This is a genomic window from Streptomyces sp. rh34 (genome assembly GCF_002551245.1).
In the GTDB taxonomy this organism is placed as follows: Bacteria; Actinomycetota; Actinomycetes; order Streptomycetales; family Streptomycetaceae; genus Streptomyces.
This window is the reverse complement of record NZ_NTGZ01000095.1, coordinates 1-26,463: the sequence shown is the minus strand read 5'-3', so window position 1 is coordinate 26,463 and position 26,463 is coordinate 1. Positions and strand designations below refer to the sequence as shown.

The 26,463-nt window shown below is 71.5% G+C and carries 19 protein-coding genes; 4 read left to right on the top strand and 15 right to left on the bottom strand.

The features are described 5' to 3' along the window. Window positions 1–226: 226 nt before the first annotated feature. From CR470_RS18980 to CR470_RS18960, 5 genes are all read right to left on the bottom strand, one after another. The gene (locus CR470_RS18980; RefSeq protein ID WP_097868771.1) at window positions 227–937 is read right to left on the bottom strand and encodes a ribonuclease HII; all 711 of its coding nucleotides are present in this window, start codon (window positions 935–937) and stop codon (window positions 227–229) included. Window positions 938–1,125: 188 nt separating this feature from the next. Further along, complete coding sequence (locus tag CR470_RS18975; protein WP_097868770.1) at window positions 1,126–2,961, bottom strand: DUF4153 domain-containing protein; 1,836 nt, start codon at window positions 2,959–2,961, stop codon at window positions 1,126–1,128. A 220-nt stretch (window positions 2,962–3,181) separates the two neighbouring features. Next, window positions 3,182–4,090, bottom strand: a complete 909-nt coding sequence (locus CR470_RS18970) for an ADP-ribosylglycohydrolase family protein (RefSeq protein WP_097868769.1) — start codon at window positions 4,088–4,090, stop codon at window positions 3,182–3,184. A gap of 12 nt (window positions 4,091–4,102) precedes the next feature. Continuing rightward, window positions 4,103–4,762, bottom strand: coding sequence for a histidine phosphatase family protein (locus CR470_RS18965; RefSeq protein ID WP_097868768.1), 660 nt, complete (start codon window positions 4,760–4,762; stop codon window positions 4,103–4,105). A gap of 75 nt (window positions 4,763–4,837) precedes the next feature. Continuing rightward, entirely contained in the window at window positions 4,838–5,443 is a 606-nt protein-coding gene (locus CR470_RS18960; RefSeq protein WP_097868767.1) for a YdbC family protein, read from the bottom strand. Window positions 5,444–5,798: 355 nt separating this feature from the next. Between CR470_RS18960 and CR470_RS18955 the strand changes: the two genes are divergently transcribed. Continuing rightward, window positions 5,799–6,335, top strand: coding sequence for a TerD family protein (locus CR470_RS18955; RefSeq protein WP_097868766.1), 537 nt, complete (start codon window positions 5,799–5,801; stop codon window positions 6,333–6,335). A 141-nt stretch (window positions 6,336–6,476) separates the two neighbouring features. Here the strand turns inward: CR470_RS18955 and CR470_RS18950 are convergent, their stop codons facing one another. After that, the gene (locus tag CR470_RS18950; RefSeq protein WP_097868765.1) at window positions 6,477–9,374 is read right to left on the bottom strand and encodes a vitamin B12-dependent ribonucleotide reductase; all 2,898 of its coding nucleotides are present in this window, start codon (window positions 9,372–9,374) and stop codon (window positions 6,477–6,479) included. Between the two features lie 173 nt (window positions 9,375–9,547). Beyond that, a complete protein-coding gene (gene nrdR, locus CR470_RS18945) occupies window positions 9,548–10,060 on the bottom strand; it encodes a transcriptional regulator NrdR (RefSeq protein ID WP_097868764.1) in 513 nt (170 codons plus the stop codon). A gap of 490 nt (window positions 10,061–10,550) precedes the next feature. Between nrdR and lexA the strand changes: the two genes are divergently transcribed. After that, window positions 10,551–11,348, top strand: coding sequence for a transcriptional repressor LexA (gene lexA, locus CR470_RS18940; protein WP_010072358.1), 798 nt, complete (start codon window positions 10,551–10,553; stop codon window positions 11,346–11,348). Window positions 11,349–11,494: 146 nt separating this feature from the next. On the opposite strand, the gene CR470_RS18935 is transcribed toward lexA, so the two are convergent. The 5 genes from CR470_RS18935 to CR470_RS18915 form a co-directional block, all read right to left on the bottom strand. Further along, a complete protein-coding gene (locus CR470_RS18935; RefSeq protein WP_097868763.1) occupies window positions 11,495–13,465 on the bottom strand; it encodes an ATP-dependent DNA helicase in 1,971 nt (656 codons plus the stop codon). Window positions 13,466–13,503: 38 nt separating this feature from the next. Then, on the bottom strand, window positions 13,504–15,411 hold the full coding sequence (locus CR470_RS18930) for an IucA/IucC family protein (protein WP_097868762.1): 1,908 nt from the start codon (window positions 15,409–15,411) through the stop codon (window positions 13,504–13,506). Between the two features lie 60 nt (window positions 15,412–15,471). Continuing rightward, window positions 15,472–16,233 carry a GNAT family N-acetyltransferase gene (locus CR470_RS18925; protein WP_097868761.1) on the bottom strand — a complete coding sequence of 254 codons (762 nt, stop codon included), beginning with the start codon at window positions 16,231–16,233 and terminating at the stop codon, window positions 15,472–15,474. Between the two features lie 86 nt (window positions 16,234–16,319). Continuing rightward, window positions 16,320–18,230: an IucA/IucC family protein gene (locus tag CR470_RS18920; protein WP_097868760.1), complete on the bottom strand. Its 1,911-nt coding sequence runs from the start codon at window positions 18,228–18,230 to the stop codon at window positions 16,320–16,322. A gap of 28 nt (window positions 18,231–18,258) precedes the next feature. Then, complete coding sequence (locus tag CR470_RS18915) at window positions 18,259–19,653, bottom strand: diaminobutyrate--2-oxoglutarate transaminase family protein (RefSeq protein ID WP_097868759.1); 1,395 nt, start codon at window positions 19,651–19,653, stop codon at window positions 18,259–18,261. 355 nt (window positions 19,654–20,008) lie between these two features. Here CR470_RS18915 and CR470_RS18910 point away from each other — a divergent pair, with 355 nt between their 5' ends. Further along, entirely contained in the window at window positions 20,009–21,178 is a 1,170-nt protein-coding gene (locus tag CR470_RS18910; RefSeq protein ID WP_097868758.1) for a trypsin-like serine peptidase, read from the top strand. A gap of 273 nt (window positions 21,179–21,451) precedes the next feature. Then, window positions 21,452–22,624, top strand: a complete 1,173-nt coding sequence (locus tag CR470_RS18905; RefSeq protein ID WP_097868757.1) for a trypsin-like serine peptidase — start codon at window positions 21,452–21,454, stop codon at window positions 22,622–22,624. Between the two features lie 88 nt (window positions 22,625–22,712). Here the strand turns inward: CR470_RS18905 and hflX are convergent, their stop codons facing one another. The 3 genes from hflX to CR470_RS18890 form a co-directional block, all read right to left on the bottom strand. Next, a complete protein-coding gene (hflX, locus tag CR470_RS18900; RefSeq protein WP_097868756.1) occupies window positions 22,713–24,233 on the bottom strand; it encodes a GTPase HflX in 1,521 nt (506 codons plus the stop codon). A 131-nt stretch (window positions 24,234–24,364) separates the two neighbouring features. Further along, window positions 24,365–25,810 (bottom strand): M1 family metallopeptidase, encoded by a 1,446-nt coding sequence (locus CR470_RS18895; RefSeq protein WP_097868755.1) that lies wholly within the window; start codon window positions 25,808–25,810, stop codon window positions 24,365–24,367. A gap of 139 nt (window positions 25,811–25,949) precedes the next feature. Further along, the coding region (locus CR470_RS18890) for an ACT domain-containing protein (protein ID WP_143663840.1) at window positions 25,950–26,463 on the bottom strand (514 nt) is incomplete at its 5' end.

Below are 26,463 nucleotides of genomic sequence, written 5' to 3'. Positions count from 1 at the left end.
GCGCTGCACCGGGGGCGCGGGGCGCGCGGGGCCGGGACGCGGAGTGGCCGCGGAACGCGGACCGGGTACGGGACGAGGGGTCGGCGCGGTGCGGCCGGCGGCCGGAGTGACGCGGGGACCCTGGGCGCTCTCGGGAATCTGAGGCTCCTCGGAGATCAGAGGCATGAAGGTGGTCTGTGGCGAACGCCGATGTCGTCGGCGTCGGCAGGAGGGCGCGTGTGCGCGTTCAGAATTCGAAGCCGAGCTGGCCCCCGCTTTCGAGTGCGGCCGCCTCGGCGGAAAAACGGACCTTCTTCAGGTGCTGCCACCGGGGCAGCGCGTCCAGATACGCCCAGGAGAGGCGGTGATGGGGCGTGGGCCCCCGCTCCTCCAGCGCGGCCCGGTGCACAGGCGAGGGATATCCCGCGTTGGCACCGAAGGCGAAGTCGGCGCAGTCCTCGGACGCGGCGCCCAGCTCGGCCATCAGCCGGTCACGGTGCACCTTGGCGATCACCGAAGCCGCCGCGACCGCGATACAGGACTGATCGCCCTTGATCACGGTGCGGACCTTCCAGGGAACGCCCAGATAGTCGTGCTTGCCGTCGAGTATCACGGCGTCGGGCCGCACCGGCAGGCCTTCCAGGGCCCGCACGGCTGCGAGCCGGAGGGCGGCGGTCATTCCGAGGTCGTCGATCTCCTGCGGCGAGGCGTCGCCGAGCGCGTAGGCGGTGACCCAGCTCCGCAGCACGGGAGCGAGCTCGGCGCGCCGCCGGGGGGTCAACAGCTTGGAATCGGTGAGACCTTCGGGCGGTCGGCGCAGACCGGTGACCGCCGCGCACACGGTGACGGGTCCGGCCCACGCACCGCGTCCGACCTCATCGACACCGGCGACGGTCCTGGCACCGGTGGTAGCGCGAAGTGAGCGCTCGACGGTGTGCGTGGGTGGTTCGTACGGCATGGCGCCAGCCAGCGTACGCCGAGAGCCACGGCAGCAACACCCCGGGGCGCCGTGCGTCCTGCGAATCAGCCGGCGGAGACGGGTTCGCGGGGCGCGGGGGCCCTCTGAACCCGTGGGTCCAGGGGGCCCGTCGGCTCGGGGGGCCCGCCGACACGGACGGTGCCGGTCGGGCCGGAGAGCCCGTCGGCTCAGTACGGGTCGTAGCCGTCGCCGTCCGGCTCGTATCCGTCCCGGGTCCCTTCCCTGCCCACGCTGTAGCAGTCACTCGCGTCGCCCTTCACCGGGCGCTTCTCCAGGATCTCCTTCGCGCGCGCCTCTCCCCAGCTGGTCGCGTACCAGGGGGTGTCTGCGTGAAGGACCTCGTTCTGGATGATCCGCAGCGCACAGGAGCGTTCCGGTTCGGGCAGTCGGTCCAGGGCCGGTACGGCGTCGGCGGACAGGTCCTGGACGTAGTCGATGTCGATGGCGGTCGACTCGCTGTCCTCGAAGCGCTGGACGTTCTGCTCCGCGATCAGCCCGTCCGGTGAGAGCAGCCCGAAGGCCAGGACACCGGCCGCCGCGCTCACCGCGATGGCCCGGGGCAGGAGCCGGGCCCCGAAGACCCCGGCCGCCAGAATCAGGATCAGCACCACCCCGAGCCAGAGCTCCATCGCGGCCACGGATATCCGGAGCCTGGTCAGGCCGTACTCGTCGACGTACAGATCCATGCGGCGCAGTGCGGAGGCGACCACGACGAGGGTGAGGACGCAGAGGGGGCCGAGGACCGCCCGTACCAGGGTGCGGTCCCCGGCGCCGCCGCGCGGCGCCCAGCGCAGGGCCAGGGCGATCACGAGAAGAGTGAGCAACGTGGCCCACAGCAGCTGCCAGAAGCCCTGGCGGGCGTACTCGGCGTGGCTGAGCCCGGTCACGTCCCGCACCTTGTCGTAGCCGCCGAAGAGCACGACCAGTTGGAGCGTGATGAACGCCGCGAAGAGCAGGTCGAGAACGATCAGCGGAAGAGCCCATTCGGCCCGTCCCCGGGGTTTGCCGGGCCGTACGGTGATCCCGTCCCAGCGCACCGGTGCGGCCGCGGCGTGTGCGGCGGCGAGCGCGCCGGCCAGCCCGAGGGCGAAGAGGAAGATCCTCCAGGGTCCCTCGCCGACCGAGGCGTCGGGCATGAGGCTGCCCAGCAGTTCGGCGAACGCGGCGTCCGCGCTGGCGAAGAGGGTTCCGAACACCACCAGCAGCACGAGGGCCACCACCGTGGTGCGCAGGGCGGCGCCCCAGCGCGCCCGGGAACCGTCGCCCCGTGCGCGTATCCCCCGCACGCCCCAGATGATGCCGGGGACGACCGAGTCGAACAGCCCCAGTGAGCCGATCAGCACCCCCAGCCAGCTGCGGCTGCCGTGCAGCGCGAGCGAACCGAGCGCGAAGGCGGACACCACGGCGAGGAAGGTGGGCCAGCCCGCGTCCCGGAGCGCCGGCACCGCGAGCAGCGCGAGCCCTCCCACCGCCCAGGTCGCCGTCCAGGGCCGCAGCCGGCGGCCCGCCGCCCGCGCGGCGAAGAACGCGGCCAGCGCGGCGGGCAGGGCCACGATCAGCAGGTTCACCCCGAGTCCATCGCCCAGGAAGAGCGCGCTCAGGATGGCGGTGGCCAGGACCGACCAGAGCACGGCGGGGCGGATCAGGGGTGGTGCGGGTGGTCGGATCCGTGCCGTCGCGCCGTCGTCCTTGGCGGGCGCCCCGGCGCCGTACTGCCAGGGGCTGCCCGGCTGCCCGGCTTGTCGAGCCGTCCGGGCCCGTGGGCGCCGGTCGTCGGATGCCTGCGCCGGGGCAGGATCCCACGCCGCGGACGGACTCGCCGCGTCGGCTGCCGGCGCACCGGCGGTCCGCACCTCGGACGGCGGTGCCTCGGACGGACCCGGTTCGTTCGCCGCCGGTGTGGCGGCGGCCTCGGTGGCCGCAGGCGGTTCCGGTGGCCGGGGCGCGCCGGCTCCCTTCGGCTTCTCCGGCGGTCTGGACGCCTCGGACGGCTGATCGGACATGGGACCCCTCCCCCACCGGGTCCACGCGCGGCCCTGGGCCGTACGCCTGCCCCGGCGTCTCATTCGGCGCGCGCCCTCAAGATCAATCAGGGGCGGCGTGGCCGAAAGAATAATCCCGAACTCGCGTTCGCAGACACACAGAGTGATCCTGTGGCAGGACCGTGACAGACAGCCGTCTCCCCGGTCCGGGCGCGGTCAGCGCAGCAGCGCGGGAGCCCCGTCAGCGCAGCACCGCCGTCAGCCACGCCGGCGGTTCCTCCGTCCGTGCCAGCCAGTCGGCCGGCGGCGCTCCGGCCTCACCCGACGCGACGACACCGCCGACGATGGCGCAGGTCGTGTCGACGTCACCGCCCGCCTGGGCCGTGACCCAGAACGCCTGCTCGTAGTCCCCGAGGCTCCTGGCGGCCGACCAGAGCGCGAACGGCACGGTGTCGTGGGCGCTGGTGCGGCGGCCGTTGCCGAGAACCGCGGCGACCGTACCGGAGTCCCGGTAGTCCAGCATGTCGCGGGCCCGGCGCAGCCCCGCGCCGACGGCGCTGCGGGGCACGAGCGCGATGACGCCGTCGAGGAGGTCCTCGGGGGTCGGCGGTCCGCCGGGGGCGGCTGCGAGCGACGCGGCGGCGGCCACGGCCATGGCGCCGACGACCGCCTCGCGGTGCTGATGCGTGGTGTACGAGGAGATCTCCGCCTGGTGCGTGGCCTGCTCCGGATCGTCCGCGTACCAGGCACCGAGCGGGGCGATGCGCATCGCCGAACCGTTGCCCCAGGAGCCCTGGCCCTGGAAGAGCGCCGAGGACAGTTCCCGCCAGTCGCCGCCCTCCCGTACGAGCCTGAGGAGCCGGTTGACGGCGGGGCCGTAGCCCCGGTCGAAGTCGTGGTGCTCGGCGAAGGAACGGGCGAGGGCGTCCTGGTCGACGCGGCCGTGCGCGGTGAGCACGGCGAGGACCGAGCAGGCCATCTCGGTGTCGTCGGTCCACTGCCAGGGCCCGGGCGGCAGGGCCCGCTGTTTCAACAGGGGGTAGTTGACGGGAACGAAGAACTGGGAGCCCAGGGCGTCTCCCACGGACAGCCCACGCAGGCTGGCCAGGGCGCGTTCGAAGCGCCGCTCGGAAGCAGAATCAGCGGTCATCGCCCTGCCACTCTATCCGGTGCGGCCGTACGGCTCAGGGGTCCGCCAGCTCTGAAAGGGCCGGTCGAGCGTGTAGCGGCCGTTCTCGCCCAGCAGCAGGGTCCGCGTCTCGCCGTTGCCCGGGTTGGACAGCGATTCGAACTCCGCGACCGACCAGTGGAACCAGCGCATGCAGAACAGCCGCATCGTCAGTCCGTGGGTGACCAGCAGAACGTTCTCCGGGTGGTCCGGCTCCTCGAAGCTCCGGTGCAGGCTCTCCAGGAACGCCCCGACCCGGTCGTAGACGTCGGCGCCGGACTCGCCCTGGGCGAAGCGGTAGAAGAAGTGCCCGTAGGCGTCGCGGTAGGCCTTCTGCAGCCGTACGTCCTCCCGGTCCTGCCAGTTGCCCCAGTCCTGCTCGCGCAGCCGGGGCTCCTCGCGTACGCGGACGCGTGCCGGGTCGAGGCCGAAGGCCCGGAACGTCTCATGGGTGCGGCGGTACGGCGAGATGTAGACACTCACCCGTTCCTCGCCGAACTGCTCGCGCAGCCCCTCTCCGGTCTCCCGGGCCTGCCGCAGACCCGTGTCGGTGAGCCGGAGCGCATGGTCGGGCTCCCGCTCGTACACCGTGTCGTCGGCGTTGCCCTCGGACTCGCCGTGCCGGACGAGGACAATGCGCTGCGGTCGTGCCATGCTCCGAGCCTAGGGCTTGTACGAGTGGTCGGGGCCCACCACGGGCGTGAGGGCCCGGGTCACACCGTCACCCCCTCACACCGTCCAGGACGGTTCCAGCTCCACTACGTCTCCCGTCAGCGCGATCACGTCCGTCTCGGTCTGCGCGCGGGCCGCCAGCCGTTCGGCCCCCGCCTCACGGTACTTGCCGCGCTCGGCGCTCGACTTCCACAGGGACAGCGCCAGGAACTCGTTGCCGGGCGCCTCGCCGAACACGCCGCGCAGCATGCCGGGCGATCCGGCCATGGCGGGGTTCCACACCTGCTGCTGCATCAGGACGAAGTGCTCGGCGCGCTCCTCGTGCACCCGGCTGTGCGCGACCCTGACGACGTCCGCCTCCGCGAAGTGGGGCTCGAAGCCCGTCTTCACGTCGAAGCGGCGCTCGAAGAGCGTGACCTGCATGTCGCGGAACATGCCCGACTGCCCGGCCGCCAGCCGGTCGTGCCCGCGGGCCATGAAGGAGTCGTAGAAGACACGGTTCTCCCAGAACGCGAAGACATGGGCGACGTCGGGGCGCGTTCGGCTCCACCCGCCGCTCTGTCCTCTGAACCCCGGCTCGCCGAGCAGCCCCGCCCACTTCCGCTGTCCCCGTTCGAAACCATGACGGTCCACCACGGAACAGCGAATCCACTTCACCAGCACCGCGCCATCGTACGGCGCGGACCGTGGCACGCGTCACGGTCGGTCCCGGGGAGTGTGCCCCGAGCGGTCGTTCCCCTCGCACAACGATCGTCATGCCAGGCGTACTTCGCCGGGCGCGGCGTCGTCAACGGTTCCACAGCGGCGGCCGTACGCGGGAGTTCGGGGACACGCGCTCAGCTCACCTCGCGCCTCAAGGGGAGCCGGCTCTTGGGGCGGGGCGCGGCCCGGAGGTGGCCCGAATCCGCCGCCCGTGGCCGGAGCAGTTGGTTCCGCGGCCGGTTCCGTACATGATCGGGTGAATCGTGTATCAGGTGATGGATACGGTCCGTGGGCCGTCGGCCGGGAGGGAAGTTTCTTGAGCACTCCTAACAAGGACATCGAAAAGGTCGAGGTGCGGGTCAAATGGGACCCCAGCCCGCACGGAGCGGCGGCCAACGACCTCGACATCATCGCGGCGACCTACCCCGCCGGCGAGCCGTACGGCGCCCCCGCCTATCTGGTGCACTTCGACAGCCGTTCGCCGGACGGCACCATCACGCTGAACCGGGACAGCCGGACCGGTCAGGGCTTCGGCTTCGACGAGGTCATGACCATCGAGCTGAACCGGCTGGCGGAGGCGTACGGGCGGGTGGTGGTCGGTGTCGCCATCCAGCAGCGCGACGGCCACAAGACCTTCGGCGACATAGGGAACACGGCGATGGAGATCCGCGAGGGCTACACGAGCCTGACCGAGAGCGACTTCGCCGAGGTGGCGTGGGCGACCGCGGCGGTCGTCGGGGAGTTCACCCGGGACGGCTCGGGGCTCTGGGGCTTCCGGTCGGCCGTACGCGGCTTCGACGGCGACCCCGACACGTTCGCCACGGTGATGGGAAGCCGGGCCGCCGAAGGGTGACGGCGGCCAGTTCCGGCCAACCCGATATGGGCACGGCGACCAGCCGAAAAACGTCCGGGGAACGCCGAAGGGGACCGGCCTATGGCCGGTCCCCTTCGTGCACCACGGGTCAGCCGCGCGTCAGCGCGGTTCCGCGTCCGGTCAGCTGCAGCCGCTCGTCGAGCCGCAGCCCTCGCAGATGTAGCAGGAGCCGGCGCGCTGCATCTTCGTACCGCAGGAGAAGCAGAGCGGGGCGTCGGCGCTGATGCCGAGCTGCATCTCGACCAGTTCGGCCGAGGTGTGCGCCGTCCTCGGCGCGGGCTTCACGGCGGACTCCTCGGGAGCCGCCACCACCTTCAGGGGCTCGGCGCGGACCGGGGCCGACTCCGTCAGGCTGTCCGCGTCCAGGCCGTCCGCCTCGAACGACGGCTCGTAACTGCCGGTGTCCAGGTGGCGCTGGCGCTCCTCGGCGGAGTGGATGCCGAGGGCCGAGCGGGTCTCGAACGGCAGGAAGTCGAGCGCCAGGCGACGGAAGATGTAGTCGACGATCGACTGCGCCATCCGCACGTCCGGGTCGTCCGTCATACCGGCCGGCTCGAAGCGCATGTTGGTGAACTTCGAGACGTACGTCTCCAGCGGGACGCCGTACTGCAGACCGACCGAGACGGCGATGGAGAAGGCGTCCATCATGCCCGCGAGGGTCGAGCCCTGCTTGGACATCTTCAGGAAGACCTCGCCGAGACCGTCGTCCGGGTAGGAGTTGGCGGTCATGTAGCCCTCGGCGCCGCCCACCGTGAAGGAGGTGGTGATGCCGGGACGGCCCTTGGGGAGACGCTTGCGGACCGGACGGTACTCGACGACCTTCTCGACCGCCGTGCGAATGGTCTCCTCGGCCTTCGCGGTGACCTCTTCCTTCTCCTTGTCCTTGGTCTTGGCGGAGAGGGGCTGGCCGACCTTGCAGTTGTCGCGGTAGATCGCGAGCGCCTTGACGCCCAGCTTCCACGCCTCGAAGTAGACCTCCTCGACATCCTCGACGGTGGCCGTCTCGGGGAGGTTCACCGTCTTGGAGAGCGCGCCGGAGATCCACGGCTGGATGGCCGCCATCATCCGGACATGACCCATCGCGGAGATGGAGCGCTCGCCCATCGCGCAGTCGAAGACGCTGTAGTGCTCGGTCTTCAGACCGGGCGCGTCGATCACGTTGCCGTGGTCGGCGATGTGGGCGACGATCGCCTCGATCTGCTCCGGCTGGTAGCCGAGGCGGCGCAGCGCCTGCGGCACCGTGCCGTTGACAATCTGCATCGAGCCGCCGCCGACCAGCTTCTTGAACTTGACCAGGGCGAGGTCGGGCTCCAGACCGGTGGTGTCACAGGACATCGCGAGACCGATGGTGCCGGTGGGCGCGATGACCGAGGCCTGCGCGTTACGGAAGCCGTTCTTCGCTCCGAGCCGGATCACGTCCTGCCAGGCCTCCGTCGCGGCGGCCCAGACCGGCGAGTCGAGGTCGTCGACGTGGACGGCCTTGGCGTTGGCGTCGGAGTGCTGCCTCATGACGCGCTGGTGCGGCTCGGCGTTACGGGCGTAGCCGTCGTACGGGCCGACGACCGCGGCCAGTTCGGCGGAGCGGCGGTAGGAGGTGCCGGTCATCAGCGAGGTGATGGCGCCGGCCAGCGCGCGGCCGCCGTCGCTGTCGTACGCGTGACCGGTCGCCATCAGCAGGGCGCCGAGGTTGGCGTAGCCGATGCCCAGCTGACGGTAGGCGCGGGTGTTCTCGCCGATCTTCTGCGTGGGGAAGTCCGCGAAGCAGATCGAGATGTCCATCGCGGTGATGACCAGCTCGACGACCTTGGCGAAGCGCTCGGACTCGAAGGACTGGTGACCCAGGCCGTCGTCCTTGAGGAACTTCATCAGGTTCAGCGAGGCGAGGTTGCACGAGGTGTTGTCCAGGTGCATGTACTCGCTGCACGGGTTCGAGCCGTTGATCCGGCCGGACTCCGGGCAGGTGTGCCAGGCGTTGATGGTGTCGTCGTACTGGATACCCGGGTCGGCGCACGCCCAGGCGGCCTCGGCCATCTTGCGGAAGAGGGACTTGGCCTCGACCTCTTCGATGACGTCGCCCGTCATCCGGGCGCGCAGCCCGAACTTGCCGCCCGCCTCGACGGCCTTCATGAACTCGTCGTTCACCCGGACCGAGTTGTTGGCGTTCTGGTACTGGACGGACGTGATGTCGTCGCCGCCCAGGTCCATGTCGAAGCCCGCGTCGCGCAGGGCGCGGATCTTCTCCTCTTCCTTGACCTTGGTCTCGATGAAGTTCTCGATGTCGGGGTGGTCGACGTCGAGGATGACCATCTTGGCCGCGCGGCGCGTGGCGCCGCCCGACTTGATCGTTCCGGCGGACGCGTCCGCGCCGCGCATGAACGAGACCGGTCCCGAGGCGTTGCCGCCGGAGGAGAGGAGCTCCTTGGAGGAGCGGATACGGGAGAGGTTCAGGCCGGCGCCGGAGCCGCCCTTGAAGATCATGCCCTCTTCCTTGTACCAGTCGAGGATCGACTCCATGGAGTCGTCGACGGCCAGGATGAAGCAGGCGGAGACCTGCTGCGGCTGGGGCGTGCCGACGTTGAACCAGACCGGCGAATTGAAGCTGAAGACCTGGTGCAGGAGGGCGTACGCCAGCTCATGCTCGAAGATCTCGGCGTCCGCGGGAGAGGCGAAGTAGTTGTTCTCCTCACCGGCCTTGCGGTACGTCTTCACGATCCGGTCGATCAGCTGCTTGAGACCGGTCTCGCGCTGCGGCGTGCCGACAGCTCCGCGGAAGTACTTGCTGGTGACGATGTTGACCGCGTTCACCGACCAGAAGTCGGGGAACTCGACGCCACGCTGCTCGAAGTTGATCGAGCCGTCGCGCCAATTGGTCATGACGACGTCACGGCGCTCCCACGCCACCTCGTCGTACGGGTGCACGCCGGGGTTGGTGTGGATGCGCTCGATACGCAGACCCTTGCTCGCCTTGGCGCCCTTGGTACGGGAACCTCGTGCCGGGCCGCTCGCCGTCTCTGTCATGCCGCCTCCCATATGTGGGCGAAAACGCCCTGAAGTGCCCAGATCTTCCCAGGCACAATGTGTGTCCGATGCTCCGGAAGCCGCACTCGGCCGCCGGAAGCACATCTCATGTCGCCCTGCCGCCGGTCCGCAGAGTCACCTCTGCGGGCACGGGCGTCCCGGGCGGGTACCGCTCAGTCGGCGGCAATGGCGGGCGCGGGGACCTCAAGGGTCTCTCCGCTCCCGCGGTCCTCCGCGGAAGGCTGCCGCTTACGCAGTTCCACGATGGCGGCCTCGAAGTCTTCCAGGGAGTCGAACGCCCGGTACACGGACGCGAAGCGCAGGTACGCGACGAGGTCGAGCTCCTGCAGCGGGCCGAGGATGGCCAGCCCCACGTCGTGGGTGGTCAGCTCGGCGCTGCCGGTGGCGCGCACCGCCTCCTCGACCCGCTGGCCGAGTTTGGCGAGGGCGTCCTCCGTGACGGGTCGCCCCTGGCATGCCTTGCGGACGCCGGAGATGACCTTGGTGCGACTGAAGGGCTCGGTCACGCCGCTGCGCTTGACGACCATCAGTGAGCAGGTCTCCACCGTGGTGAAACGGCGGGAACAGTCGGGGCACTGCCGACGGCGACGGATCGACGTCCCGTCGTCGGTGGTGCGACTGTCGACGACCCTGCTGTCGGGGTGCCTGCAGAAGGGGCAGTGCATGGCTCCCAACCCTCCTTCACACGCACGACTGAATAGCCTCTTCAGGGCCTTGTCCGGGCCCTTGGAAGCAGTCCCCAGCATAGGCGATGACCACGGTGTGATTGAACCGCGACCACAACTTCTGGGTGACTGGAGCAATCCAACCACTAGATCTAGGGTTGAGTCGCGTTTCCGGCCCCATCGCGTGTCGCGCGCCGGACCTCACTCGGAGGCCGCCCGGGGGGGAGCGTGGGCCAGAGAAGAGAGTACGGGAAACGCCGGGCCGCCGAGGCGTGGGGGCTCCGGCGCACAGGTCCGGATGAAAGACTCGGGCGAGGGACGCGGCGGGCCTCGGCCGAGCGTTCACGCGGCCTCTATTCTGTTGCTCATACACCTGTCGGTAGCACTGCGGCACCCCTTTATTCGTTTTTCACTCGAACGTGTGTTTGGCGCAACCTTTCGAAAGCTACTACCGTTGTCCAGCTAGGGAGAACATTCGAGAGGGGCCGACGTGACCACCACCGCAGACAGTGCCACCATCACCGCCCGGGACCATCGCTCCCAGAGCCGACTTGAGCCGGTGCATGCCATGAATGACTCAGTCACGAACACGGACGGGCCCGAGCCCGCGCGCCCGGGACGTTCCATGCCCGGCAGGCCCCCCGGCATCCGGGCGGACAGCTCGGGGCTCACGGACCGGCAACGGCGGGTCATCGAGGTCATCCGCGACTCCGTGCAGCGGCGGGGGTACCCGCCCTCCATGCGGGAGATCGGTCAGGCGGTGGGCCTGTCCAGCACATCGTCCGTCGCCCATCAGCTGATGGCGCTGGAGCGCAAGGGCTTCCTCCGCCGGGACCCGCACCGGCCCCGCGCCTACGAGGTGCGCGGATCGGACCAGCCCAGCACCCAGCCGACCGACACGACGGGCAAGCCCGCCGCGTCCTATGTGCCGCTGGTGGGCCGGATCGCCGCCGGTGGCCCTATCCTCGCCGAGGAGTCCGTCGAGGACGTCTTCCCGCTCCCCCGCCAGCTCGTCGGCGACGGTGAGCTGTTCGTCCTGAAGGTCGTCGGCGACTCGATGATCGAGGCCGCGATCTGTGACGGCGACTGGGTCACCGTCCGCCGCCAGCCCGTCGCGGAGAACGGGGACATCGTCGCCGCCATGCTCGACGGCGAGGCGACGGTCAAGCGCTTCCGCCGGGAGGACGGTCACGTATGGCTGCTCCCTCACAACGCCGCGTACCAGCCGATCCCCGGCGACGAGGCGACCATCCTGGGCAAGGTGGTGGCGGTGCTGCGCCGGGTCTGAGCACGTCAGATCCGAGAGAAACGTCGGTCACACGGCTGTCTGCCCCGGGATCCCTGCCTAGGACGTCGATCATGGCGTCGGTCCCGGGGCTTCGCCTTGCCCGCCCACCCGCCCGGAGCGGGCGGAGGTGGGCGGCTGCGGCCGGATCAGGCCCCGTCCTCCTTGGCCCGTGCGTCGATCGCGGCCAGTGAGCGGCGCGCCTGGTTCCGGTCGGTGGTGTACCAGAAATCCGGCAGCGAGGCGCGCAGATAGCTGCCGTACCGCGCGTTCGCGAGCCTCGGGTCCAGCACGGCGACGACGCCCTTGTCGCCCGTGGCCCGGACCAGCCGGCCCGCGCCCTGGGCCATCAGCAGAGCGGCGTGCGTCGCCGCCACCGCCATGAAGCCGTTGCCGCCCGCCTCCTCGACCGCCTTCTGCCGTGCGCTCATCAGCGGATCGTCCGGCCGGGGGAACGGAATCCGGTCCATGACCACCAGCTGACAGCTCGGACCCGGGACGTCCACGCCCTGCCAGAGCGACAGGGTGCCGAAGAGACAGGTCTCCGGGTCGGCGGCGAAGTTCTTGATCAGCTCGCCGAGCGTCTCCTCGCCCTGGAGCAGGATCGGCCTGTCCATCCGCCCCCGCAGCTCCTCGGCCGCCGCCTTGGCTCCCCTCATGGAGGAGAACAGCCCCAGCGTGCGGCCGCCGGCCGCCTCCACCAGCTCGGCGAGCTCGTCCAGCATGTCCGTACGGGAGCCCTCACGCCCCGGGGTGTTCAGATGCCGGGCGACGTAGAGGATGCCCTGCTTCGGGTAGTCGAACGGGGAGCCGACGTCCAGCCCCTTCCACTGGGGGACGTCCTCACCCGCCGTGCCCTCGGGGGCCAGCCCGAGGGACGCGCCCACCCCGTTGAAGTCTCCGCCGAGCTTGAGGGTGGCCGAGGTCAGCACCACGGACCGCTCGGCGAAGAGCTTCTCGCGCAGCAGCCCGGAGACGGAGAGCGGGGCGACCCGGACGGAGGCTCCGAACCGGTCGTGCTGCTCGTACCAGACGACGTCGTACTCGGAGCCCTGGGTGATGCGCTCGGCGACGGCGTGGATCGACTCGACCGAGGCCAGGGCCTGCTTGCGGACGGCGTTCTCGTCCTCGACCGACTTGTCCCGGGTGGCGCCGATGGCGGAGATCACCGTGCGTGCCGCGTCGCGCAGCGCCATCAGCGCGTACCCGAGGTCCTCGGGCACCTCCTCCAGGCGCCCCGGCAGCGCCAGCTCCATGACCCGCTCGAAGCCCTCGGCGGCGGTCTGGAGGGCGTCGGCGGCCTTCTCGTTGACCAGCTTCGCCGCCCGGCGGACCGCGCGGTTGACCTGGGCGGGGGTGAGCTCGCCGGTGGCGACGCCGGTGACCCGGGAGACCAGCTCATGGGCCTCGTCGACGATCAGCACCTCGTGCGACGGCAGCACCGGCGCGCCCTCGATGGCGTCGATCGCGAGCAGCGCGTGGTTGGTGACGACCACGTCCGCGAGCTTCGCGCGCTCACGGGCCGCTTCCGCGAAGCACTCCGCGCCGTACGCGCACTTCGTCGCGCCCAGGCACTCGCGCGAGGAGACCGAGATCTGCGCCCAGGCCCGGTCCGAGACGCCGGGGGTCAGATCGTCCCGGTCGCCCGTCTCCGTCTCGTCCGACCAGTCCCGCAGCCGCAGCAGGTCCTGGCCGAGCTTGCTGGACGGGGCCGCCGCCTCGAACTGGTCGAACAGCCCCTCCTCCTCGTCCTGCGGAACCCCTTCGTGGAGCCGGTGCAGGCAGAGGTAGTTCGACCGGCCCTTGAGCATGGCGAACTGCGGGCGTCGCCGCAGCAAGGGATGCAGGGACTCGACCGTACGCGGGAGGTCTCGCTCCACCAGCTGTCGCTGGAGGGCGAGGGTGGCCGTGGCCACGACGACCCGCTCCCCGTGCGCCAGGGCCGGCACCAGATAGCCGAGCGACTTGCCCGTACCGGTGCCGGCCTGGACGAGCAGGTGGGATTGGTCGTCGACGGCCTCGGCGACGGCTTCGGCCATGGTGACCTGGCCGGGCCTTTCCGTACCGCCGACGGCGGTGACGGCGGCGTGCAGGAGCTCGGGGAGGGATGGCTTCGTCATAGCCCGACCACCCTACGGCGCGCCACTGACAACAGCGATCACTCCCGGACGCGGGCGGAGGGGTGCAACGGGTTGGGGACCGTGCCGTGGATCGCCGCGTGCGGCCGGCTGGCACGGTCCCGGTAGCCGTCGACGAGCAGGCGGTTGCGGTTGAGGCAGAGGCGCTCGATCTCGGGGGTCAGCATGTCGAAGAGCTCGAACCGCTCCTTCTGCTCCGGGAAGCGGGCGTGGTGGCGGACGATCTCCGCCCGGACGAGTGACCAGAACACGTCCTCCGAGACGCCGAGCTGCTCCTCGCACAGAGGGGACAGATAGCGGAAGACGCCCACGAAGAGGCCGGAGTGGATGAACTGGGTGAGGAAGGACGGCTCCTCGGTGAGGAGGACGGCGCGCACCTCGTCGGGCATGCCGGCGTGCTCCGGCAGGGGGTGGGCGCTGACGTTGACGTCGTCGACGAAGTCCTTGATGGCGAGCCGTACGGGCACGTCGTGCTCGTCGAACACGACGATGGCGTTCTCGCCGTGCGGGGAGAAGACGGTGCCGTAGCGGTAGAGGAAGTGCAGCAGGGGCGGCAGCAGGGCCCCGAAGAGCCGCTTCAGCCAGGCGTCCGGGGACAGGCCGGAGCGCTCGACCAGCTCCGCGGTGAACGCGCGGCCCGTCGGATCCGTATGCAGGAGGGAGGCGAGTGTGCGGGCGCGTTCGCCCGGCGCGAGGCGGGGCGGCAGGGGCTCCCGCCAGATCGCGCCGAGGATCTCCTTGTACTGGTAGGGCGCCTCGGGGAGGTGGTCGTACAGCGGGTGCTCGACGGCGACGGAGGCGACCTCGCCGAGCAGGACGACCCGGCACGTGTCGCGCAGGAACGGGTCGTCCTCGCACAGTCCCTGGACCCAGGCGGTGACCGCGGGAGCCGCGAGGGTCCGCTCGGTCGGCAGGCCGCGCCAGACCAGGGTGTTGAGGATGGAGAGCGGGAGCTTCACGGTGTGCCGCTCGGGACGTTCCACGTTCGCGAACGTGCGGATGGACTGCTGCGGGAGACGGGCGTCCCCGTCGGTGTGCAGGGCCACGATGTCGCCGTCGGCGATGGCCGGGGCGAAGATCGGCACGATCCACTCGTCCCACTGCCAGGGGTGTACGGGAAGGTAGAGGTAGTCCCGCGGGTCGTGTCCCCGGGCCCTCAGTTCCTCGCCGAAGGCGTCCCGGACGCTCGGGTCGAGCTCCCCCGCGTACAGCTGGTCGGGAGTGGTGACGCGGCCGACGCCCCGGTACTGCGCGATGCGGGTGCTGACCGCGATCCACGGCAGCCGGAGCGGGCTGCGGCACTCGGGGGTGAAGCGGGCGGCGTCGGCGGCGGAGAAGCCGAGCCGCCCCTTGCTCGCCACCAGCCAGGGGTGGCCGGTCTGATGGCCCTCCAGCTCCGCGTAGCCCAGGGCGGCGAGCCGGTCCGCGGTGAGGGCGGTGTGGTCGAGCCGGGCGTCGGCGGACAGGGTCCGGGTCAGCTCGCGGATGAGGTGGCCCAGCGTCGTGCCGTCGAGCCCGAGGAGGCCTCGGGCCCGGGTGAGGAACGTCAACGGGTCACGGAACGGCCGGGAGCCGGTGGCCGAGCCGTTGGACTGGGCCCCGGCGCCCGCGGCGACGGATGAGCCGTTGGCGTGGGCGGCCGGGGGGCCCGCGGTGACCTCGATCGAGTCGGGGTCGACGCGCCAGCTGCCGTAGACACCGCGCCGGGCCGTGAAGGCGAGCGCTCCCCCGTCGTCGAGGGTCAGCCGGTGGCGTCCGTCGGTCCCGGGCTCGGGGACCGGCTCGATGATCTTCTCGTAGGCGAACTCGCCGAGCATCTTGGCGAGGAGCCGTGCGGCGGCCCGGTCCCAGATCTGTCGGTTCAGCTCCGGAGGGCTGAACAGCTGCGGGGACTCGGCTGATTCACGGCTCGCGGGATATATCGGCACGGGGACTCCTCCGGATGGAACCTATGAGGTTCGAGCGGTGTGGAAAGTGCGGCGAGTAAGTCACAGCTGGGCTCGGTACGTTCGGTCGCGGATCATCAGCGCGGCGCGTTTGTCGGGGAGATCCACTTCGGCGGAGAAGCGGAAACCGGCGCTGAGGAACGCGGATACGGAGGGGGTGTTGCGCAGGTCCGGCTCGGCGACGACCCGCCCGCACCGCGGAAGGTTGTCCAGGACGAGGTCGGCGACGGCGCGGAGCAGGGTGGTGCCCACGCCCCGGCCCCGGTTGTTCACGCCCCCGATGAGGAGATGGACGCCGGTGTCGTGGGGGCGGGCGGGGTAGTGGCGGGCCAGCGGGTCGAGGTCGGCGCGGTAGATCTCCCAGTAGCTCATGGGTGTGCCGTCGAGCACGCCCAGGCACGGGATGCTGCGTCCGTCCCCTTCGAGCTGGGGCCTGAGGTGGTCGGCGGTGACGGACTCGGGTCCGGCGAGCTCCCAGAAGGCCGCCACGGCAGGGTCGTTCATCCAGCGGCTGAGGACGGCGAGATCGCGCTCCGGCCGGACGGGGAGGAGGGCGAACTCTCCCGCCGCCGTGGTAGCGGGCGGCCAGGCCCCGGGGTCGCCCAGCAGCTCGTGGGGGGCCGCGGCCGGGGCCGCCCCGGCGCTTCGCTCCTCCGCGACCAGGGCGAGGAGCTCCTCGGTGAGCTCCAGGTCGAGGGTGTCCTCGACGCCGGCGCTCCCGTCCGCGCGGCTGCCGGACCGTTCGCCGGAGCCGTGGTCGGCCGGTGCGGCGTCGGGTTCCGCTGAGGGTTCGGCGGGAGGCACGGTGGCGCTCTCCTCTCTGGACCGGGTGCGGTCGGTGGGCGTCTGCGGAGCGGGTGCGGTCGGAGTCCGCCCGGGGCGGGTGGTGCTCAGCTGTGCAGCGGGTTGGCGATGGTGACGTACACGGACTGGGTGTCGACCGGCCCGACCAGCTCGTCGAGGCCGTGGAGCCGGGTCAGCAGGTTGGCCTTGCAGCGCAGTTGGCGGTGGGCCAGGAGATACGCGGGCAGGGGTGAGCCCAGTTCCGCGGTCTCGGTGAGGAATCGGCGCAGGGCGGTGAGGAGATCCTGCTCGTCGGCCAGGCGCTGGGCCCCGAACGCGCCGATCAGGCCGAGGACGTTGTTGATGCCGAGGTAGTAGGCGAACCGCTCGTCGGTGACCGGGTCGGAGACGAAGGTGTCGCTGACGGCGCCGATGCCGGGGAGCCGTTGTTCCAGCTCGGCGCGGCGGGAGTCCCGGAAGTAGTAGCCCTGGTTGTCCCGGTAGCGGCCGCCGACGGGCCAGCCGTCCGGGTCGAGGAGGACGAGGGTGTTCTGCTGGTGGGCTTCCAGGGCGACTCCGCCGTGGGCGTCGAGCCAGAGGACGGGGCGCACGACGTGGTGCAGATAGCGGCGGAACCATTCGACGGAGACGGCGTTGGCGGTGCGGCCGGTGCGGGCGGCCAGGCCGGTGACGATCTCGGCGAGCCGGGAGCACATGCGGGGCCGGCCGGGCCGGGGGCGCTGCGCGGTGAGTCCCGCGATGCAGGCGGCGTCGTCGCCCGGACCGAAGGGGTTGTGGCGGAGCATCACGTCGAGCCCCGTGACGGGTGCGCCCTCGGGGTCGTCGACGGCGAGCCAGGCGGGGTCCCGGACGATGTCGAAGCCGGGGTGTTCCCGCTGCCAGCGCTCGGCGAGTCCGGTCGACAGGAGGCGGTGGACCTCGACGCCCCGGTGCAGCTCCTTGCGGAGGTTCTCCCGGCGGGAGTTGGTGATGCGTACGCCGAGGGAGAGCTTGAGCATCACCCGTGCCCCGGGCCGGTGCACGGTGCGGATGGAGGAGGTGGGGTGCCAGGGCTCGCCGTGGGGGCCGAGGTCGTGGAGCAGGCCGGCGGCGGCGAGGGCCCGGACCTGGGGGCGGTGGAGCAGATCGGCGGCCTGCCAGGGGTGCACGGGGACGGCGACGGTGCCGGGGGGCAGGCCGAGGCCTTCGGCGTGCGGGGCGAGCAGTTCGTCGGCGGTGGCCGGACCGTCCTCGGTCCAGGCGGAGTCGGTGGCGATCAGCGACCGGTCGACGGCGAACCAGTGGAGCGGGAAGGACCCGTGGAGCTCCGGGGAGTAGCGGCGGGCCTCCGATTCGGAGAGGCCTTCGCGGCTCTTGGGCGTGGGGTGGAGGGGGTGGCCGAGCAGCAGGGACTGTTCGGCGGTGAGGAAGAGGTCGGCCTCGGCGGGGTCCGCGGGGCTGCGCCGCCGCTGGTCGATGAAGCCGGCGGTGTGGCGTACGGAGTCGGCGACCCGGGCGACCAGATCGCCCGCGCCGCTCTCGCCGCCCTCGCGGCCGATGAGGACGGCGACGGTGGCGGCGTCGGCGTGCGGGGCGCCGGCGGGGGCGTTCTCCAGGGCGGGTGCGCCGAAGCGGTGGGCCCCGGTGGCGGACCAGTAGTGCACGGGGACGAGCAGTGCGGTGCCGCTGGCCGGGAAGGCGATGCGCAGGGTGTCGCCGGCGGGGCGGGGCAGGTCGTTCTCCCGGGTCCAGCACCGCAGGAGGCTCTCCGTGCCCGCCGCGTCGGCGGCCCGCAGCGGGTCCGGGTCGTCCAGTGCGTCGGGCCTCCGGTCCTGGTCCGTCGCTGCCTCGGCTCCCGAACCAGGCCCGTACGCAGGGGGGTTCGGGTCGCTGTGGTGCACGGATTTCTGACGGGGCACGGTCGTCGCCTCGACCGTGCCGGGGGCGGCCGGTCCGTCCTGCCCTCGGTGCTGGGGGGTTCCGTGGCTGTCGGCCTCGGAAGCGGGGGTGGGGTTCACGGCGTTCTTCCTTGTGGGGATTCCGGGTTCAGGTGGTCGGCCCGGCGGTGGTCCGACGGTGCGGGGAGCGCGTCGCGGCTGCCAGCGCGTCGGCGAGACGGTCGACGACGGCACTCGCCTGCTCGTCGGTGAGGGTGAGGGGCGGAAGAAGGCGGACCACGGCGTCGTGGCGGCCGCCCAGTTCGACGATGAGGCCGCGCCGCAGACATTCCTGCTGGACGGCGAGGGCGAGGGCCGGGTCGGGCGGCGGGGCCGGGTGGGCGTCGCCGGCTTCGGCGGGCAGGGGTGCGCGCTCGGGATCCACCAGCTCCATGCCGATCATCAGTCCACGCCCCCGTACGTCACCGATTCCCGGGTGGTGTGCCCGCAGCTCCGTCAGACGGGCGAGCATCCGGGCCCCCAGGACCGCCGCGCGGTCCGCCAGTTGATTGTCCCTGACGTACGCGAGCGTGGCCGCGCCCGCCGCCATGGCGAGCTGGTTGCCACGAAACGTACCCGCGTGCGCGCCCGGCTGCCAAAGATCCAGTTCAGCGCGGTAGACGATCACGGCCAGCGGCAGGGAACCGCCGATCGCCTTGGAGAGGACCATGACGTCGGGAACGATGCCGCTGTGCTCGACGGCCCAGAAGGTGCCGGTCCTGCCGACCCCGGTCTGCACCTCGTCGGCGATGAGCGGGATGGAGCGGTCCTCGGTGATCCCGCGCATGCGGCGCAGCCAGGAGTCGGGGGCGGGGTTGACGCCACCCTCGCCCTGGACCGGCTCCACGATCATTCCGGCGGGGGGCTGAACCCCGCCCTTGCGGTCGTCCAGCAGGTGTTCGGTCCAGCGGGCGGCGAGCGCCGCGCCGCGCTCGCCACCGGTCCCGAACGGGCAGCGGTAGTCCTGCGGGAACGGCAGCCGGGTCACTCGTACGTCGGTCGCGCCGCCGGACGCCTCCAGGGCCCCTGCGGTCATACCGTGGTAGGCGCCGGTGAAGGCCAGCAGGCCGGTGCGCCCGGTCGCGGCGCGGACCAGTTTGAAGGCGGCCTCGACGGCGTCCGTACCGGCGGGGCCACAGAACTGGATGCGGGCGTTGTCGGCGAACTCCCTCGGCAGGGTGGCGAACAGCTCGGTGGTGAAGGCGTCCTTGACCGGGGTGGCGAGGTCCAGCACGTGCAGGGGCGCGCCGGAGTCGATGACCTTCCGGACGGCTTCGAGCACGACGGGGTGGTTGTGCCCGAGCGCCAGCGTGCCGGCGCCCGACAGGCAGTCGAGGTAGCGGCGTCCGTCCGCACCCTCGATGGTGAGCCCGCGGGCGCGCACCGGGACGATCGGCAGGGACCGCGCGTAGGTGCGGGCCGCCGATTCGCGCAGGGTCTGGCGACGGAGAATGCCCTCGTGTGCGGGGGGCGACGCCACCGGAGCGGGTTCGGTCACGGACACGGCTCTTGATCCTCCTGCGGTAACAGTTGCGTTGCACGTCGGTACGTTTTCGCGCGGACGGACCAAGGGCGTGAACGCTGTCCTGGTGCCCCCCGTACGTACCAACGACGACGTCCGCGATGGATCACGGGTAAATCGGAACATCCTCGCGGCGACGGAACCGCGGACCTGCCGCGTACCGTCACCATCGGCACCGGCATAGTGGGGGCCGCACAGCGGCGCGAAAGCACCTGCTCCGGCGCCCGACGTGTCCGCAATGCAGCACGAGTACCGAGTGACGAAGTCCCAGGGGGATCACGAGATGCGACCCATTCGCCCGATCGATACGGCACGGCGCGGGAGGCGCGCACGGCGCATGCCCTCCACCGCGCTCGCCGCGACCGCCGTCGCCGCCGTGCTGGCGCTCACCGCCACCGCGTGCGGTCCGGAGGAGGACAACGCGGGCGGGACGCCCAGCGCCTCGGCCGACCCGTCGGCCGACGGCAAGGTCGCCATTCCGGACGACCTCAAGGACCGGCTCAAGGAGCACGGTATCGACCCCGACAAGTGGCGGGGCGGGGAGTGGAAGAACTGGGACAAGGACAAGTGGCTGCGTGAGGCCAAGGACTTCGTCAACCCGATCATCGACGGCCTGTGGGACCCGGACCGGATGCGGGAGGCCGACAAGCCCCCGGAGAACCCGGTCGACAACGACATCTCCGGCGACGACGGTGTGACGGACCCGACGCCGGCCCCGGTCCAGGCCGCCGGTGTCGCGACGCCGTACCACGACAACGCCCCCGAGTCCGGGAAGCTGCTGTTCGACGGCCCGCAGGGCTCGATGGTCTGTTCCGCGACCGTGGTGAAGGACCCGGCGAACCCCGGCAAGTCCAACATGGTGTGGACCGCCGGGCACTGCGTGCACGCGGGCAAGAAGGGCGGTTGGTACCGCAACATCGCCTTCGTCCCGGCGTACAACAACGACGGTCTGTCGCTGACCGAGCTGGAGACCGCGCCCAAGGAGAAGATCGCTCCCTACGGTGTGTGGTGGGGCAAGTGGGCCCAGACCTCCGAGCAGTGGATCGCCCAGGGCGCGGCCGTCGGCGGCCAGGGCGCCCCGTACGACTTCGCGGTGCTGCATGTGACGCCGGAGAAGGGTGCGGGCGGCAAGTCGCTGGAGGAGACGGTCGGTTCGGCGCTGCCGGTCGAGTTCGACGCTCCCGCGGTGCCGAAGATCACCGGTATGACGGCCACCGGCTACCCGGCCGCGCCGCCGTTCGACGGCCAGAAGCTGCTCCAGTGCCAGGACAAGCCGGGCCGGCTCTCCGTCTTCCAGGACCAGCCCACGATGTACCGCATCGGCTGCACGATGACCGGCGGTTCCTCCGGCGGCGGCTGGGTCGCGGCGGGGCAGGACGGCAAGCCCGCCCTGGTCTCGAACACCTCGATCGGCCCGGTCACCGCGGGCTGGCTGGCCGGGCCCCGGCTCGGCAAGGAGGCCGAGGGCGTGTACCGCGCGGTGAGCGAGAAGTACGCGGGCCAGTAGGCCGCCCGGGCTCCGGCAACGGATCCTCCGCACGAGATCACGAGATCACGAGATCACGAGATCACCTACATCGTCCGCGGCCCCCGGTACGGCAGTAGCCGGCCGGGGGCCGCGGACGGTCTGCGGGCGGCCCCGGAGCCCTGCGTGACAAGCGCATGACAGAATGCACGACCACGCACGCGGACAACCGCACGTCCACGCACGCGGCCGCGCGGCCGCGCGGCCGCGTAGGCGCACCACCGCACGACTCAGGTGTTCAGGGGGATTTCTTCCATGCGATCGATACGTCCGCTGCTGGCCGCTACCGGCCTCGTCGCGGCGCTCACACTGACGGCCACGGCCTGCGGCCCGGACGAGGACACCGCCGCCGCCAAGCCGTCCGCCACCGGCCCGGCGGCGGAGAAGGACCCCGCCGCCGGTCTTCCCGGCGATCTGGGCGACGCCCTGGAGAAGCACGGGGTGGACCCGGAGAAGTGGAAGGACGGGGAGTGGAAGAACTGGGACAAGGACAGGTGGCTCCGCAAGGCCGAGGACTTCGTCAACCCGGTCATCGACGGCCTGTGGAAGCCGGACCGGATGGCCTCCGCCGACGAGCCCGCCAAGACGATGGCGGCCGGTGACCTCACCGCCGGACAGGACGTCAGCGATCCGGAGCCGGCCCCGGTCCCCGCCAAGCCGGAGAAGCTGCCCTACCACCGGCACGCCGCCCCGGTCGGCAAGGTCTTCTTCGACTCTCCCGAGGGCTCCATGGTCTGCTCGGGCACGGTCGTGAAGGACCCGAGGAACCCCGGGCGCTCGAACCTCGTGTGGACCGCCGGGCACTGCGTGCACGCGGGCGCGGGCGGCGGCTGGTACCGCAACATCGTCTTCGTGCCCTCGTACAACGACCAGGGCAAGAACGCGGCACAGCTGCGGACCGCGCGGCCCCAGGAGATCGCCCCCTACGGCACCTACTGGGCGGACTGGGCCGCCTCCTCCGGAGAGTGGATCTCCGGCGGCGGCCCGACCGGCGGAGCGGGCGCGCCGTACGACTACGCGATCCTGCATGTGAAGCCGGAGAAGGGTACGAAGTCGCTGGAGGAGACGGTGGGCAACGCGCTGCCGGTCTCCTTCGACGCTCCGGAGATCCAGCAGATCAGCGGCATGGGCGCCTGGGGCTACCCGGCCGGTCCGCCGTACGACGGACTGCTGATGCACCAGTGCGTCGACCGTCCCGGCCGGCTCTCGATCGCCCCCGGCACGCCGACGATGTACCGCATCGGCTGCACCATGACCGGCGGCTCCTCCGGCGGCGGCTGGTTCGTCGCCGGGCCGGACGGGAAGTCGATGCTGGTGTCCAACACCTCGATCGGTCCGGTCACCTCGGGCTGGCTGGCCGGTCCCCGGCTCGATGACGACGCCCGGCGCACCTTCACGATGATGAGCGACAGGTTCGCCGGCCGGTAGCCCCGGCCACCGACCGTACGGCGAAGGCCCGGCCCCTCTCCCGGAAGAGAGGGGCCGGGCCTTCGGCTGTCGCGCGGTCCCGCGGCCGTCAGTGCGCGGCGGGGACGAAGGTCCCGAGCTCCGCGGCCAGCTCCTCGTGGACCTGGGCCTTGAGCAGGGTGCCCTCGGCGGTGTGCTCCTCGGAGAGCACCTCGCCCTCGGCGTGCACCCGGGAGACCAGAGCCCCCTGGATGTACGGCACGAGCACCTCGATCTCGACGGACGGCCGGGGCAGCTCGGCGTCGATGAGCGCGAGCAGCGCGTCGATCCCGGCGCCGGTCCTGGCCGAGACCGTGATCGCGTACTTCTCGTTGCGCAGCAGCCGCTGAAGGACCAGGGGGTCCGCCGCGTCCGCCTTGTTGATCACGACGATCTCGCGCACGTTCACCGCGCCGACGTCCCGGATCACCTCACGCACCGCGGCGAGCTGCTCCTCCGGCACCGGGTGGGAGCCGTCCACCACGTGGAGGATGAGATCGGACTCGCCGACCTCCTCCATGGTGGAGCGGAACGCCTCGACGAGGTGGTGCGGCAGATGCCGGACGAACCCAACGGTGTCGGCCAGGGTGTAGATACGGCCGCTCGGCGTCTCGGCCCGGCGGACGGTCGGGTCCAGGGTGGCGAACAGGGAGTTCTCCACCAGGACGCCAGCCCCGGTCAGACGGTTGAGCAGCGAGGACTTGCCCGCGTTGGTGTATCCGGCGATGGCGACGGAGGGCACCTTGTTGCGCTTGCGCTCCTGCCGCTTGATCTCGCGGCCGGTCTTCATCTCCGCGATCTCCCGGCGCATCTTCGCCATCTTCTCGCGGATCCGTCGCCGGTCCGTCTCGATCTTGGTCTCACCGGGACCACGGGTGGCCATGCCGCCACCGCCACTGGACCCGCCGCCGCCCATCTGGCGGGAGAGCGACTGACCCCAGCCGCGCAGCCGCGGCAGCATGTACTGCATCTGGGCCAACGAGACCTGCGCCTTGCCCTCGCGGGACTTGGCGTGCTGGGCGAAGATGTCGAGGATGAGGGCGGTCCGGTCGACCACCTTCACCTTGACGACGTCTTCCAGATGAATCAGCTGGCCGGGGCTCAGCTCACCGTCGCAGACGACGGTGTCGGCACCTGATTCGAGCACCATGTCACGGAGCTCCAGCGCCTTGCCCGAGCCGATGTAGGTGGCCGGGTCCGGCTTGTCGCGGCGCTGGTACACCGCGTCCAGCACCTGTGCGCCCGCCGTCTCGGCGAGTGCGGCGAGCTCCGCGAGGGAGATCTCCGCGTCGTGCACCGTCCCCGAGGTCCAGACGCCCACCAGCACCACGCGTTCCAGGCGCAGCTGGCGGTACTCGACCTCGGTGACGTCCTCGAGCTCCGTGGAGAGACCGGCCACGCGTCGCAGCGCGGCACGCTCGGAGCGGTCCAGCTGATCGCCGTCCCGCGCTCCGTCGATCTCCTGGCTCCAGGCGACGTCCTCTTCCATCAGGGCGTCGGCCCGAAGGCTCTCGGTGAGGCTCTCGGTGGTGTTCTCCGTGGCACTCTGCGCGTCCTGCGCGTCCTGGGGAAGGGAAGAAGAGGAGGTCATTGGATCCTTACGTCGATAGAAGTCTTTACGTCAGTCACAACGTGTGATCTCCCCGGATGATTCCCTGCCGGGAACTCCGGTGCGGTCCGCCGCGCCGACGCGTCGATAGTGGCACGGCCCCACCGGGCCCGTCACGCGGGTTTCGCGCTGCTCCAGTCGGGGTGGCCGGGCATCGCCGGGGTCTTCTCGCCGTAGAGCCAGCCGTCGAAGAAGGCGGTCAGGTCCCGTCCGGCGATGCCGGACGCCAGCCGGGTGAAGTCCGCGGTGGTCGCCGTGGAGTCCCGGTGCACCCGGACCCAGGTGCGCTCCAGCCGGTCGAGGGCGGCCTCGCCGATCTCCTGGCGCAGGGCGTAGAGCACCAGCGCGCTGCCGTCGTACATGACCGGCCGGAACAGGCTCAGCTTCTGCCCCGGGGCCGGGCCGTCCGGATGCGCCGGAGGGCCGCCGTCCGCGCGCCAGCCGTCGGAGAGCCTGTACGCCTCACGCATCCGCCGCTCCAGGGTCCCGCCGCCGTTCTCCTCGGCGTACCGGGCCTCGTACCAGCTGGCGTGGCCTTCGTTGAGCCACAGATCGGACCAGCTCGCGGGCGAGACGCTGTTGCCGAACCACTGGTGGGCCAGCTCGTGGATCATCACCGAGTCGACGTACCACTCCGGATAGCCGGGCTCCGTGAAGAACGACTTCCCGAAGAGCGACAGCGTCTGGGTCTCCAGGGCGAAGCCGATGGGGCTGTCGGCGACGAGCACCCCGTACGTCTCGAAGGGGTAGCGGCCGACCTGCTCCTCCATCCAGGCCAGCTGGGCCGGGGTCTTCTTCAGCCAGGGCTCCAGCTTCTCGCGGTCGGCGGCCGGGACGACGTCGCGCACCGGCAGTCCGTGCGGGCCGGTGCGGTGCAGGACCACGGAGCTGCCGATGGAGACCTGGGCCAGCTCGGTCGCCATGGGGTGCTCGGTGCGGTAGGTCCAGGTGGTCGTGGCCCCGCGCCGGGTCTTCCCCGCGGGCAGGCCGGCCGCGACCGCCGTCAGCTTCTCGGGGACGGTGATCCGGAAGGTGAAGTACGCCTTGTCCGACGGGTGGTCGTTGCCGGGGAAGACCCGGTGGGCGGCGTCGGCCTGGTTGGCCATGGCGAGACCGTCGGCGGTACGGACCCAGCCGCCGTCGTCCGCGGATCCGCTCGGGTCGCTGGTGTGCCGGACGGTGATGTTCAGCGGTACGCCCGCGGGGAGGCGGCGGGGGGCCTGGACGACCAGGTCCTCGTGTCTGCTGCCGAAGTCGGCGGCCAGTCCGTTGACCTCGACTCCGTGGACGGCGCCGCGGGCGAAGTCGAGGTTGATCCGGTCCAGCGGGGCGGTGGTGCGGGCCCTGATCTTCGTGACCGTGTCCAGGGGCTCGGTGTTGCTGCCGTGGTACGTGAAGGCGATGTCGTACGCGAGTACGTCGTATCCGGGGTTGCCCAGCTCGGGGAAGAGCCGGTCGCCGATGCCCAGGGGCTCGGGGGCGGGCAGGGCGGCGGCGACGAGGGTGGCCGAGGCGGTCGCCAGCAGGGCGGCGCGCAGGCGGCGGGTGAGGAGCGGCATGGACTACCGCTATCAGCGCATCGCCGCCCGGCCGGGGAGCCGCGCGCCGCACCACCCGAACGAGGACGCGCCACCCGTGGGAGGAACGGTTCGGCCGGCCGGGAGGCGCCGCTTCGCGCCGGGCCGGGGCCGGGGCGGCTCAGCCGGCCGGCGCCGGGTGCTGGGCGCGGCTGACGTCGTAGACCCCGGCGACCTCGCGCATGGCGCGCATCAGGGCGGGAAGGCCCGCCGCGTCGGGAAGCTGGAGGGTGTAGGTGTGACGGACGCGCTGCTCGCTCGGCGGCTCCACGGTGGCGGAGACGATCGCCGCCTCGGCGGTGGCGATGGCCTCGGTGAGGTCGGCGAGGAGCCGGGGGCGGCCGAAGGACTCGGCGACCAGGGTGACCCGGCAGCCCGCGTCGGACTCCCGGCTCTCCGCGTCGGCCCAGCGAGCCCCGACCGGAGCGCGGCCGATCTCCCGCATGGCGGCCACGGCGGGGCACTCGCGGCGGTGCACGGTGACGGCGCCACCCCGGACGACGAAGCCCGTCAGCTCGTCGGGGGGCACCGGCGTACAGCAGCCGGCGAGGCGCACCGGCGCGTCCGGGCCGTCGACGACGACGCCGGTGGCACGGGGGCCGAACCGGGTGCGCGGCGGTGCGACGGCCTGGGCG